The organism is Actinomycetospora chlora (assembly GCF_039542135.1).
In the GTDB taxonomy this organism is placed as follows: Bacteria; Actinomycetota; Actinomycetes; order Mycobacteriales; family Pseudonocardiaceae; genus Actinomycetospora; species Actinomycetospora chlora.
Map to the genome: position 1 here is coordinate 41,979 of NZ_BAABHO010000046.1, position 12,799 is coordinate 54,777.

Sequence of the window (12,799 nt, forward strand, 5' to 3'; positions counted from 1 at the left end):
GTTCGGCGTCCGGCGCAGCGCGCTGCTCCGCGTGGCGTGGAAAGATCCGTCAGGAGATCGGGACCGGCTCGCCCCGCCCGGGAACGAACGGGGAGTTCGGGCGCGTAGACGCAGCGAACCGCCCGTTCGCTCCTCCCGGTGCGAGCCCCAGGGTCTCGGCGACGGCGGTGCGGAGGGTGGCGGCGGGGTCGACGGTCACGGTCTCGGCACGCCAGGCCACGTAGCCGTCGGGACGGACGAGGACCGCGCCGCCGGCGTCGAGCCGGTAGGCCCGGGCGAGGCGGCCGTCGGGGTCGTCGAGGACCGGGGCGGCGAGGCCGACCACGCCCGCCGCCCGGCGCCAGGCGTCGGACGCGGTGACGAGCGTCAGGCGCCCGTCCCACAGGTCCAGCATCGAGCACCGCCGGCCCGCGTGCCGGACCCAGACGTGCGGGGCCCGCTCGCCCGGGTCCGCCCGCAGTTCCGCCGGGTCGACGAGCGCCGGGGAGCCGTAGCGGGACCCGAGGTCGCCGACCATCCCGTCGGCGGGGTCGGGCACCCCGGGACGCGTCGAGCGGCGGGCGTTGCGCTCGCCGACCGGCCCGCGCTCGGCGACGTGGCTGTCGAGCAGCGCCTCGCCCGCCTGTCCCCGGGCGACCCACGCGAGCTTCCAGCCCAGGCCGTGGCCGTCGTGGACGGCGGTGTTGAGCCCGACCGCGTTGACCGGCGTCATCCGGTGCGCGGCGTCGCCGACGAGGAACGCCGCGCCGGCGCGGGTGGTGGTGGCGAGCTCGGCGGCGAGGTCGAAGGACGCGGTGCCCAGGAAGTCCGGCCGCAGGTCCGGCACGCCGGTGGCGAGGCGCAGCAGCCGGGTCCAGTACGCGTCGTCGCCGGCGCGGTCGTCGGCGGACGGGTCCTGACGGGCGAAGCCCCAGCGGTCGGTGCCGCCCTCCGTGCCGAAGGCGATGAGCAGTCCCGAGGCCTCGGTGTGGCTGAGCCAGTAGAGGGCGTGGCGGGGCCCGTCGAGGACCGCCGAGAGGTCGGCACGGAAGAGCACCTGCATCGCCGGGCCCAGGCCGCCGATCGGCTCGGTGCCGATGCCGAGGGCCGTGCGCACCCGGCTGCGCGGCCCGTCGGCGCCGACGACGAAGCGGCTGCGCACCGTCGTCGTGCGGCCGGTGTCGCGGTCGAGGAGCCGTGCGGTGCCTCCGTCGTCGTCGACGACGAGGTCGGTGAGCTCGGTGGAGAACCGGACGTCGACCCCGGCGCGGCGGGCAGCGTCGAGCAGGATCGGCTCGAGGTGGTCCTGCGCGCAGCAGGCCGGGAACGACGGGCTGACGGCGAGCGCCTCGCGGGGGACGGGGAAGCCCAGGGAACTCTCGGTGAGCTCGCCGTCGGCCAGGGTGACGCCGGTGGCGCTGCGGGCGATGACCGTCGAGCTCGCGGCGCGGACGGCGTCGGCGACGCCCCAGGCCCGGAAGATCTCCATGGTCCGCGTACTGAGCCCCGAGGCCCGGGGGTGGATCGAGGTCGTCGGGTGCCGCTCGACGAGCAACCCCCGCGCGCCGTGGCGCGCGGCGGAGAGGGCGGTGGCCAGGCCCGCGGGGCCGGCGCCGACGACGAGGACGTGGGGGGTGTGCGCTGTGTGTTCCATGGCCCCGAGCCTCGGGCGCGGGGGCCCCGACGACGTCCGTACCGACTACGGATCCAACGCCCACGCCCGCAGCCCGGCGCGGTCCGTCGTGCCGGTCTTGGCCAGCAGCCGCGCCACGTGGGTCTCGACGGTGCGGGTCGAGAGGTGCAGCCGGGTGGCGATGTCGGCGTTGGTGCGGTGCTCGGCGACGAGCGCCAGGACCTCGGCCTCCCGCGCCGTCACCCCGAGGCGACGCAGGTCCGGCGGCACCCCGTCGCCCGAGCGGCGGGTGGGCGCGCCGGCCGCCCGGAGCAGGTCGCGGCACGTGCGGGCCAGCGCGCGGGCGCCGGCGTCGGTGCCCTGCTCGTGGACGGCGAGGTCGGCGCGCAGGGCGGGCACCGGGTCGCCCCACCCGTCGCGCACCTGCGCCTCGAGCACGATCGTGCGCAGGAGCCGGTGCCACCACGGCCAGTCCGCGAGGTCGGCGGCGGCCGCCGCGGCGAGGGCGTCGGCGTCCTCGGTGCGGCCGTCGCGGCCCGCCGCGATCGCGTCGGCGTAGACGAGCGCGGCGCGGTTGGGCAGGGCGAGGAGGACGGGGTGGCCGCGCAGGCCGTCGCGGGCCTCGGCGTCGCGGTCGGCGCGCAGGGTCCGCAGCAGCGGCCAGAGACCGTAGAAGGGGATGGGGGCGGCGCTGCGATGGGTGAGCGCCGGGGTCACGGCGCGGTCGGCGAGGGCCGTCGCACGCTCCAGGTCGTGGGCCAGCAGGGCGGTCAGTGCCGGCACGAGCGGGCCGATGACGGCCACGTCGGCCGGGAGGTCCGGGCGGCTCCGCGACGCCGTGAGCATGCTGTCCGCCCCGGCGCGGTCCCCGATCAGCGCGCACGACGCCGCCGCGAACAGCTCGGTGGTGCCGAGCAGCGTCGACAGGCGCAGCCGGGCGAGCCGCTCGATCGCCGGGCGGAGGATCGCGAGGGCGGCGTGCGGGCCGTGGACGTGCAGCGCCGCGTCGGCGAGCAGGAGGTCGGCCTGGGCGGCACGGGCGAGCATGCCGTGGCGCTCGGCGAGGTCACGCGCCCGCGCGAGGTCGGGGGCACTCGCGTCACCCGCGCTCATCCGGCGCGCCCCGAGGTGGAAGAGCGCCTCGACGCGCCACGGCGTCAGGCCGTGCGCGGCCGCGACCGCGGCCGCGCGGCTCGTGAGCGCGATCCCGTCGACGTCCGGGTCGGCCAGCCCGCAGCGTGCGAGGACGAGGAGCGCCTCGCAGAGGGTCGCCGCGCCCTCGGGAGTGCCCTCCGCGGCCCCCTCCGCGGCATCCACCGCCGCCCGCGCCCACCCGCTCGCGGCGGCGACGTCGCCGGCCCCGAACGCGGCGTCGGCGGCGATCACGAGCGCGCGGTGGTCACCGGGCCGCCCGATCCCGGCCACCCGCTGCGCGGCCTCGGCGTAGCGCCCGCCCAGCACCGCGGCGCGGGCCAGGCGCAGACAGAGCTCCGCGTGCTCGTCGCCGGTCACCACCCCGGCGTCGAGCGCCGCGTCCCCGACGGCCAGCGCGTCGGCGGCCGCGCCGCGCAGCGTCAGCACCCGGACCCGCTCGAGGGCCACCGCGCCCGGGGCCGTGCCCAGGGCGTCGGCACGCGCCAGCAGCTCCTCGGCGTGGCCGAGCGCGCCGCGGTCGGCGTCCCGGCGGGCCAGGTCGAGCAGGAGCCCGGTGGCCCGGCGGTGGTCGCCCGCGTCGGCGTGGCACTGCGCGGCGACCTCCCGGTCACCCGGTCCGTCGCGGCACTCCAGGGCCGCGGCGAGGCGCCCGGCCAGGTCCTCCCGGTCGCCGGGGAACAGGGCGGCGACGACGGCGTCGCGGGTCAGGGCGTGCCGCCAGGTCAGGCGCCCGCCGGCGGCCGTCAGCAGGCCCGCGGCGACCCCCGCCCGCAGCCCGGCGAGGACGGTCTCCTCGCCCTCGCCCGTGGCGGACGCGAGGAGCAGGCGGTCGGGGTCGCCCGGGGCGACGGCGGCCGCGTCCAGCACCGTGCGGGCCGCCGTCGGCAGGGCCGCGAGACGGTGGGCGACCAGGGTCGCCCAGCTCGCCGGGAGCGTGTCCGTCCCGCCGTCGACCAGCTCCTCGACGAGGAACGGCAGGCCCTCGGACCGTCGCAGGAGCGCCGCCAGGGTCGTCTCGTCGGGGCGGCCCGCGAGCCGGGCCACCGCGTCGGCGTCGAGGCGTCGCAGGGGCACGACCGTGACGTCGGGGTGCCCGCCGAGGGCCGCGAGGCCGGGGGCGTGCTCGTCGTCGCGGGCGGCGAGCGCGAGCAGCAGGCCCGCCCCCGCGGCGGCGCCGGCGAGGTACACCAGCAGGTCGAGGGTGTCGGCGTCGGCCCAGTGCAGGTCGTCGAGCACCAGGACGGCGCCGCGGTCGCCGTGCAGCGCGGCGAGCAGCGCGAGCAGGCCCTCGCCGAGCACGACGGCGGGATCGGCGCCGGGCGTCCCGGCGTCGGACGGTGTGGGGAACGCCCCGGGCAGGACCCGGGCGAGCGCGGGACGGAACGGCCGCAGCCGGTCGGTGTCGGGTACCGGCCCGGCACGCAGGGGAGCGGACAGCGCCTCGGCCACCGGCCGATATGCCCCGCCGCCGGGCACCGCGCGCCCGGCGAGCACGGGCCGGTCCGCCGTCGCCGCCGCGTCGGCCACCTCGGCGAGCAGGCGCGACTTGCCGATCCCCGCCTCGCCGGTGACCAGCAGCGCGCCGCCCGTCCCCGCGCCCAGCGCGGCCACCCGGCGGCGGACGAGCGCGCGCTCGGCGTCCCGGCCGACGAGCCGGGCACGGGTGGCGGTCATCCGCCCATTGCAGCGTGCCCCCGGCCCGCTGACCAGGGGCGGAGGTCTCAGCTCCCGGAGCCCGGCGGCCGCGAGCGGTAGACGCAGGTGAGCTTCGCCGTGCAGACGCGGCGGTCCTCGTCGTCGGTGATCACGATCTCGAACGTCCCGATCGTGCGTCCGACCGACAGCGGCGTGCAGACGCCGGTGACCGTTCCGCCCAGCGCGGAGCGGTGGTGGGTGCACGAGAGCTCGAGGCCGACCGGCGCGCGCTCCGGCCACCCGTGCAGGGCGGCCGCGGTGGACCCGAGCGTCTCGGCGAGGACGCCGTTGGCGCCGCCGTGCAGCAGGCCGAACGGCTGGCGGTTGCCCGTCACCGGCATGGTGCCCACGACCCGGTCGGGCTCCCACGACGTGATCTCGATGCCCATCTTGGCGGCGAGCTGCTCGTCGGGGTACTGCACCTCGATGTCGGGGACCGCCGCCGACTCGGGCGCCCGGGAACTGGTCATTCCCGCAGGGTAGGGCGGCGGTCGGGGCGGGGCTCCCCGGGCGGGCCGGGTGTGTCGGGGGTCGCGCCTAGACTCCGGGACGTGGCTCCGACCAGCACCGCTCCGTCATCCGCCGTCCCGGCCGAGACCGTCCCGGACGCCCCGGCGAGCGGGCGCGGGCGGCTCCTGCTGCTCGACGGGCACTCGCTGGCGTACCGGGCCTTCTTCGCGCTGCCCACGGAGAACTTCAACACCACCACCGGGCAGACCACGAACGCCGTCTACGGCTTCACGTCGATGCTCATCAACCTCCTGCGCGACGAGGAGCCGACGCACGTCGCGGTGTGCTTCGACGTCTCGCGCAAGACGTTCCGGGCCGAGACGTACGCGGCCTACAAGGCCAACCGGTCCTCGACGCCCGACGAGTTCCGCGGCCAGATCGACCTGATCAAGGACATCCTGGCGGCGCTGGCCATCCCGGTGCTCGAGGTCGAGGGCTACGAGGCGGACGACCTCATCGCCACGCTCACCACGCAGGCGGTGGCCGCGGGCATGACGGTGTCGATCTGTACGGGCGACCGCGACGCGTTCCAGCTCGTGTCCGACGACGTCACGGTGCTCTACCCGCGCAAGGGCGTGTCCGATCTCGTGCGCTACACGCCCGAGCAGGTCATGGAGCGGTACACGCTGACGCCGGCGCAGTACCCGGACTTCGCGGCGCTGCGCGGCGACCCGAGCGACAACCTGCCGAGCATCCCCGGGGTGGGGGAGAAGACGGCGCAGAAGTGGATCCGCGAGTTCGGGTCGCTCGACGCCCTGGTCGACCGCGTCGACGAGGTCCGCGGCAAGGCAGGCGACGCACTGCGCGAGCACCTCTCGTCGGTCGTGCTCAACCGCCAGCTCACCGAGCTGGTGCGCGACGTCGAGGGCATCGGCGCCGGCCCGGACGACCTCGTGGTGCGGCAGTGGGACCGCGACGCGGTGCACCAGCTGTTCGACCAGCTGGAGTTCCGCGTCCTGCGCGAGCGGCTGTTCTCCACGCTCACCGCGGCCGAGCCCGAGGCCGAGGAGGGCTTCGAGGTCCGCGGCGCCGCGCTCGAGACGGGCGCGGTGGCCGACTGGCTGGCCGACCACGCCCGCGACGGCAGCCGGGTCGGGCTCGCGTTCCGGGGGCACTGGGCGCACGGCACGGGCGACCTCGAGGGCATCGCGCTCGCGGCCGCCGACGGCGAGACCACCTACCTCGCGGTCGAGACGCTCGACGAGGGCGACGAGAAGGCGCTGGCCGCCTGGCTCGCCGACCCCGACCTGCCGAAGGCCGGCCACGAGATCAAGGGCCCGAGCCACGCCGTGCGGGCCCGCGGCTGGCGGCTCGAGGGCGTCACCAGCGACACCGCGCTCGCGGCCTACCTCGCCCGTCCCGGCGAGCGCAGCTTCGACCTCGCCGACCTCGCGCTGCGCTACCTGCGCCGCGAGCTGCGGGTGGAGGAGGCGGCCGGCGAGAGCGAGCAGCTCACGCTCGACGGCGGCGAGGAGGAGGCCGACGCGGCGCTCGCGCAGGCCGAGATGCTGCGGGCCCGCGCGGTCACCGACCTCGCGGACAAGCTCGACGCCGACCTCGCCGAGCTCGGCGGCACCGCCCTGCTCACCGAGCTGGAGCTGCCGCTGCTGGCCGTGCTGGCCGACCTCGAGGCCGCCGGCGTCGCGGTGGACATCACCGCGCTGCACGACCTCGAGTCGCAGTTCGGCGCCCGTGTGCAGGCCGCGGCACAGTCGGCGTACGACGTCATCGGCAAGGAGATCAACCTCGGGTCGCCGAAGCAGCTGCAGGTGGTGCTGTTCGACGAGCTGCAGATGCCGAAGACCAAGCGGACCAAGACGGGCTACACCACCGACGCCGACGCGCTGCAGACGCTCAACGAGTCGAACCCCCACCCGTTCCTCGAGCACCTCCTCGAGCACCGCGACGCGACGCGGCTGCGGGTGACGGTGAAGGGTCTGCTCGACGCGTGCAGCGACGACGGCCGCATCCACACCACGTTCAACCAGACGATCGCGCGCACCGGCCGCCTGAGCTCCACCGAGCCCAACCTGCAGAACATCCCGGTGCGCACGGCCGAGGGCCGCCGCATCCGCGACACCTTCGTCGTCGGGTCGGACTCCGCCGACGGCGAGTTCGCCGAGCTCATGACCGTCGACTACTCGCAGATCGAGATGCGCATCATGGCGCACCTCTCGCGCGACGACGCGCTGATCGAGGCGTTCCAGTCCGGCTACGACTTCCACTCGGCCACCGCGGCACGGGTGTTCGGCGTCGGCGAGGACGACGTGTCGCCCGCGCAGCGCGCCAAGATCAAGGCGATGAACTACGGCCTGGCGTACGGGCTGTCCGCCTACGGGCTCTCCGCCCAGCTCCGGATCTCCACCGACGAGGCCAAGGAGCTGATGGAGGAGTACTTTGCGCGGTTCGGCGGCGTGCGCGACTACCTGCAGCAGGTCGTCGGGCAGGCCCGCAAGGACGGCTACACCTCGTCGATCCTGGGCCGGCGTCGCTACCTGCCCGACCTCACGAGCGACAACCGCCAGCGGCGCGAGATGGCCGAGCGCATGGCGCTCAACGCCCCGATCCAGGGCAGCGCGGCGGACATCATCAAGGTCGCGATGCTCGGGGTGCACCAGGCGCTGCGCACCGAGGGTCTGCGCTCGCGGATGCTGCTCCAGGTGCACGACGAGCTCGTGCTCGAGGTCGCGGCCGACGAGAAGGAGCAGGTCACCGAGCTGGTCCGCCGCGAGATGGGTGCGGCCTTCGAGCTCGACGTGCCCCTGGAGGTGTCGGTGGGCTTCGGCCGCTCCTGGGACCAGGCGGCCCACTAGACCCGGCCACACCCCGCACCCCGCGCCCGGCCCCGGGCGCGGGGTCATCGCCGTCCCCGCGTCACCCGCCCGGCCGATCGACGACATGCCTAACTCCGTTCGACACTACGAATCGTGGTAGGGCAGCCGACGCGTGATCGCCGCGCCGAACGTCGTGAGGCGACCCGCCTCGAGATCGTCGAGGCGGCGTGGGAGGTCGCGCGGGAGCGGGGGCTCGCCGCGATGACGCTCAAGGAGGTCGCCGAGCGGATCGGGATGCGCGCGCCGTCGCTGTACGGCCACTTCGCGTCGAAGCTCGCGATCATCGACGCGATGTTCGGGCAGGCCTGGGAGCAGTACCTGGCCGTCGGGCGAGGTGCGTACGCCGACCTGCCGGAGGCGCCGCGCGAGGTCCTGCTCGCGGTGGCGCGCACGTACTTCGACTTCGCCGTCGCCGACCCCGTCCGTCACCAGCTGATGGACACCGCCGTGGTGCCCGGGTTCCGGCCCTCGCCCGAGGCCTACGCCCCGTCGCTCGCGGTGATGGCGCAGCTCGTCGGGCTGCTGGAGGGGCTCGGCCTGGGCGACCCGGACGACCGCGACATCTTCACCGCCCTGGTCGGGGCGATGGTCTCCCAGCAGCTGGCCAACGACCCCGGCGGCGAGCGCTGGCGGCGGCTGCTGCCACGCGTCGTCGACATGTACGCCGACAACACGGGCCTGCCGGGCCCACCGCTCACACCTCTCCGGGAGGGGTCATGACCACCGCCGCCACCACCGTCGCGAGGACACCACCACGCACCTCCACGCTCGACCGGCCCACCGCCGACCGGCTGGCCGCCACCGAGTACGAGCGCTTCGCCGCGCTGCTCGCCGGCCTGAACGCCGACCAGTGGGCCGCCCCGACCGTCTGCACCGGCTGGGACGTGCGCGCCGTCGCGGCGCACTGCCTCGGCATGGTCGACATGATCGCGACGACGCGGGAGATGGTGCGCCAGAACCTCACCGCGACCGTCCGCAGCAGGCGCCGCGGCACCGAGTTCATCGACGAGCTCACCGGCCTGCAGGTCGAGGAGCGGGCGGACACGGACGGCCCGACGATCGCGGCGGCCTACGCCGAGCGGGCACCGCGGGCCGCCCGCAGCCGGGCCCGCGCGTCGTCGCTCACGCGGCGCATGACGATGACCGGCGCGCCCGGCGACGTGTGGACCATGGGCTACCTGTGGGAGACGATCCTGACCCGCGATCCGTGGATGCACCGGATCGACATCACCGACGCCTGCGGCGCGACCCTCGACCTGACCCCGGAGCACGACGGCGTCCTCGTCGACGACGTCGTGGGGGAGTGGGCGTCCCGGCACGGGCAGCCGTTCCGCCTCGAGCTGACCGGCCCGGCCGGCGGGCACTGGAGCCGGGGCGCCGGCGGCCCCGAGCTGTCCCACGACGCCGTCGACTTCTGCCGCCGCCTCTCGGGGCGGGCCCCGGCCGAGGGGCTGCTGGAGACGCAGGTCCCGTTCTGACGGCCGGGGCGCTCAGCCGCCCGGCCGGTCGTCGTCCTCGTCCGGGCCGCTGACCAGCTCCGACTCGCCGCTGCGGCGGTAGCGCTCGGAGTCGAACAGCAGCTCGTGCCCGCACAGGTCGCAGCGCACGGCGATGAGGTGGTCGGTCCCCTCGTCGGCGTCCGCGCGCCGCCGCCAGCCCTGCGCTCCCGGTCCGCCGACGCGCAGGAGGCGGGGCCGGGCGAGCATCTCCAGCTCGCTCGCGCCGCACACCGGGCACGCCGAGAGCCCGAGGCGCATCAGCTCCGCCCTCACCTCGCGCAGGAAGCTGCGCCGCCACCGTGCCACCGCGTGATCGTGGCGCACGCCGGACCGGGTCCGGACCCGCCCCCCGGTGGGTCCGGACCCGGCCCGGGTCGTCACCGGGCCGGTGCCGGCTCGGCGACCGGGGCCCCGACGCGCTCTCCGCGCCGCGCCAGCACGACGCCGAGCGCCACGAACCAGGCGAGCGTCAGCACCGCGCCGAGGTAGAGGTTCATCGGCCCGCCCGGGGCGGTGAACCCCGTCCGGCCGAACACGGTGACCGTCTCGATCGCCTGCTCGACGAGAGCGACCGCGCCGAGCACGGTGAGCCAGCGCGGCAGGGCGACGGCGCCGCGGACGGCGGCCGCCACCACGGCGCCGAGCATCAGCGTCGTCGACCCGGTCAGGACCGGACCCCAGAACGACGCCACGTCGAGCAGGGCCCGGGCCGTGCCGGGCTCGAGCGATCCCGGGTGGGACGACAGCGCGCACCAGAGCCAGCCCATCACCGCGGTCTCGGCGAGGAAGGTGAGGCCGCCGGCCAGGAAGACGTCGCGGTACGGGGCGGGCAGGCGGTGCCGGATGAGGGCGACCTGCGTGCCGGCGGCCGGCACCAGCAGCGTCAGGCACCACACGGAGGCGCGGACGCCGCTGCCGTGGGCGGCGAACCAGGCGACCACCTCGTCGCCGGACGCGGTGGCGTCCGGCGGCGCGCCGAGCGCGCCGGCGCCGGCGACGTAGAGCAGCGCCGCGACGACCGTCGCGGCGAGCAGGACGGTGGACGAGCGCATCGTGGTCTCCTCGCGTCGGCGGGCTCCCTGCCCGATATCGGTCACTCTGGGTGAGCCGAACGGGCGGAACATCTGCCGATCGGCAGACCTCGTCGGCCCGACGGGTGACGGGAGCGGTCGCGCTCGATCACACTGCCGCCATGACCGAGGGGGTGCGGTCGGTCGCGACGCCGTTCGTCGGCCGCGACACCGAGCTGACGACGCTGCGCCGGTTGTGTGGCAGCGAACGGCTGGTCACGGCCGTCGGGCCGGGCGGCAGTGGCAAGACCCGTCTCGTGACCGAGGCGCTCGCCGACGTCGCCCCCGCCGTCGCCGGCGTCGTCGAGCTGGCGACCCACACGCCCGGTGACGACCTCTGGTCGATCGTGCTCGCTGCGTGCGACATCCGCGACGACCCCGCCCGCGCGCCCCTCGACCGCCTGGCCGGCCGCCTCGGGGAGCGCTTCGGGGACTGCGACGTCCTGCTCGTGCTCGACAACTGCGAGCACGTGCGCGACGCCGTCGCCGCGCTCGTCGACGCCCTCCTCGCCCGGCTGCCCCGGCTGCACGTCCTGGCCACCAGTCGGGTCTCGCTCGGGGTGCCGGGGGAGCGGACGCTGCCGGTCGAGGGGCTACCGGCCGGGGAGGCCACGGCGCTGTTCCTCGACCGGGCGCGGCGGGTGCGCCCGGACCTGCCCGACACCGACGACACCGCGCGGCGCGCCCGCCGGATCGCCGCCGCGCTCGACGGGCTGCCCCTGGCGCTCGAGCTGGCCGCGGCCCGCGCGCGGGCACTGCCGCTGCGCGTCATCGAGGAGGGGACGGCGCACCGGCTCGCCTTCCTCACGAGCAGCACGCAGCGCGACCCGCGCCACCGGTCGCTCCAGGCGTGCCTGGCCTGGAGCACGGCCCTGCTCGGGTCGGAGGCCCGCGCCGGTCTCGCCGCGCTGTCGGTGGTCGACGGCCACCTCTCCCTCGACGCGGCGACGGCCGCGATCGGAGGTCCGGACGCGGTGGCGGTGCTGGAGGAGCTCGTCGACCACTCGCTGGTGCGGTTCCGGCCCGCCGACGGCACCTACCTGGTGCTCGAGACCGTCCGCGAGCACGCGCGCGAGGTCGTGCCCGGCGAGGCCCACCGGGCCCTGGCCCGGCTCTCGCCATGGGTGGCGGCGCTCGCCGCCGCCGCCCGGCACGGGCTCGAGCGCGCCGACGCCGCCGTGCTGGCGCGCCTCGACGGCGACGCCGAGGCCGTCCGGGCGGTGCTGGCCCACGGCGCGTCCGGCGACGACGGCGCGCGCGGGCCGGCCGCCGACGTCGTCGCCGACCTCGCCTTCTGGTGGTCGCTGCGGGGCCGCTGCCGCGAGGGGCTCGACCGGGCACGACGCGTCACCGCGGCGCTCACGGCGGCGGGCGAGCCGGTCCCCGACCGCCTGCGCTGGGCGCACGCGTTCCACGCCGTGTACGCCGGCGAGCTGGAGGAGGGCCTGGGCCTGGCCGTCGCGGTGGCCGAGGACGCGGGCGCCGCCGACGACGTCCGCGGGCGGGCGATGATCCTGCTCGGGATGGCGCAGGGGTTCGACGCGCCGGCCGTGGCCGCGCCCGTCCTCGCCGGGGCCACGGAGCGGGCGACGGCCGCCGGCGACCTCTGGGGCCGCGTGGAGGCCCTGCAGGTGCTGGCCTACACCCACCTGTGGCTCGGCGACGACGCCGCGGCGCTCGCCTGCGCCGACGCCGCCCTGCCCGCCCTCGACGAGCTCGGCCACCACCAGCTGCGCGCCTGGGACGGGGCGATCCGTGCGGAGATCGCGGGCCAGCGGGGCGACGTCGACGCCGCGCTCGAGCACGGCCGCGCCGGGCAGCTGCTCGCGATGGGGATCGGCGAGCCCGCGAGCGCCACCTGCGCGCTGCTGCCCGCGGTCCGCGCGCTGTGCCGCGGCGGGCGGGTGGGCGAGGCGGTCGGCCTCATCGACGAGCACGCCCTGTTCCTCGACGAGCACCCCGGCTTCATCGCGCTCGAGGGCCTCGACGCCTGCCGCGCGCACGTCGCGCTCTGGTCCGACCCACCCGGCCCGGTCGGCGACCTCGCCGCCTCCCTCGAGACCTGGGCCGGGCAGGGCCTCTCGCTCATCGCCGCCGAGGTGGGCGGCGTCGTGGCCACCGCCGCCCTCGCCGCCGGCGACCTCGCCGGGGCGCTGGACCTCGCGGAGCCCGCCCGCCGCCGCGCCCGGGACCGGGGTGCCCGGGAGCTGACCGTCGCCGCCGACCTCCCGCACCTCGCCGTGCGGCGCGCCCGGGGTGAGGACGTCACGGCCGAGGCCCACGACGCGCTCGCGGCGGCGTCCGACGGCGGGTACACGATCGCCCTGCTCGACGCGCTCGAGCCGGACTCCGCGGCGGCCGCCGACGCCGGGCGCGAGGGCGTCGCCGTCCGGCTGCGCGCGGCGGCGGACCGCGCCCGCCGGG

At 76.8% G+C, this 12,799-nt stretch carries 9 protein-coding genes; 4 read left to right on the forward strand and 5 right to left on the reverse strand.

Translation table 11 applies throughout. The features are described 5' to 3' along the window. Positions 1–49: 49 nt before the first annotated feature. The 3 genes from ABD994_RS23585 to ABD994_RS23595 are packed head-to-tail and all read right to left on the reverse strand — an operon-like array spanning position 50 to position 4,932. Positions 50–1,633 (reverse strand): FAD-dependent monooxygenase, encoded by a 1,584-nt coding sequence (locus tag ABD994_RS23585; RefSeq protein ID WP_345421100.1) that lies wholly within the window; start codon positions 1,631–1,633, stop codon positions 50–52. Positions 1,634–1,678: 45 nt separating this feature from the next. Further along, a complete protein-coding gene (locus ABD994_RS23590; protein WP_345421103.1) occupies positions 1,679–4,441 on the reverse strand; it encodes a helix-turn-helix transcriptional regulator in 2,763 nt (920 codons plus the stop codon). A 47-nt stretch (positions 4,442–4,488) separates the two neighbouring features. Then, complete coding sequence (locus ABD994_RS23595) at positions 4,489–4,932, reverse strand: PaaI family thioesterase (protein ID WP_345421106.1); 444 nt, start codon at positions 4,930–4,932, stop codon at positions 4,489–4,491. Positions 4,933–5,013: 81 nt separating this feature from the next. On the opposite strand from ABD994_RS23595, the gene polA reads away from it, so the two are divergent. The 3 genes from polA (at position 5,014) to ABD994_RS23610 (ending at position 9,284) form a co-directional block, all read left to right on the forward strand. Next, positions 5,014–7,785 (forward strand): DNA polymerase I, encoded by a 2,772-nt coding sequence (gene polA, locus ABD994_RS23600; protein WP_425550115.1) that lies wholly within the window; start codon positions 5,014–5,016, stop codon positions 7,783–7,785. 114 nt (positions 7,786–7,899) lie between these two features. Beyond that, positions 7,900–8,526, forward strand: coding sequence for a TetR/AcrR family transcriptional regulator (locus ABD994_RS23605; protein ID WP_345421109.1), 627 nt, complete (start codon positions 7,900–7,902; stop codon positions 8,524–8,526). Continuing rightward, on the forward strand, positions 8,523–9,284 hold the full coding sequence (locus ABD994_RS23610) for a maleylpyruvate isomerase family mycothiol-dependent enzyme (protein ID WP_345421112.1): 762 nt from the start codon (positions 8,523–8,525) through the stop codon (positions 9,282–9,284). The genes ABD994_RS23605 and ABD994_RS23610 overlap by 4 nt, the downstream gene beginning before the upstream one ends. 12 nt (positions 9,285–9,296) lie before the next feature. Here the strand turns inward: ABD994_RS23610 and ABD994_RS23615 are convergent, their stop codons facing one another. Beyond that, positions 9,297–9,611: a hypothetical protein gene (locus ABD994_RS23615; protein ID WP_345421115.1), complete on the reverse strand. Its 315-nt coding sequence runs from the start codon at positions 9,609–9,611 to the stop codon at positions 9,297–9,299. Positions 9,612–9,682: 71 nt separating this feature from the next. Beyond that, complete coding sequence (locus ABD994_RS23620; protein ID WP_345421118.1) at positions 9,683–10,357, reverse strand: hypothetical protein; 675 nt, start codon at positions 10,355–10,357, stop codon at positions 9,683–9,685. Positions 10,358–10,497: 140 nt separating this feature from the next. Here ABD994_RS23620 and ABD994_RS23625 point away from each other — a divergent pair. After that, on the forward strand, positions 10,498–12,799 hold a 2,302-nt coding region (locus ABD994_RS23625), incomplete at its 3' end, for an ATP-binding protein (protein WP_345421121.1).

What these genes read in the sequence shown, in the direction of transcription:
- ABD994_RS23610 (WP_345421112.1), top strand. Translation starts at nt 8,523, where the DNA reads ATGACCACCGCCGCCACCACCGTCGCGAGGACACCACCACGCACCTCC.
- ABD994_RS23595 (WP_345421106.1), bottom strand. Translation starts at nt 4,932, where the DNA reads ATGACCAGTTCCCGGGCGCCCGAGTCGGCGGCGGTCCCCGACATCGAG.
- ABD994_RS23590 (WP_345421103.1), bottom strand. Translation starts at nt 4,441, where the DNA reads ATGACCGCCACCCGTGCCCGGCTCGTCGGCCGGGACGCCGAGCGCGCG.
- ABD994_RS23585 (WP_345421100.1), bottom strand. Translation starts at nt 1,633, where the DNA reads ATGGAACACACAGCGCACACCCCCCACGTCCTCGTCGTCGGCGCCGGC.
- ABD994_RS23620 (WP_345421118.1), bottom strand. Translation starts at nt 10,357, where the DNA reads ATGCGCTCGTCCACCGTCCTGCTCGCCGCGACGGTCGTCGCGGCGCTG.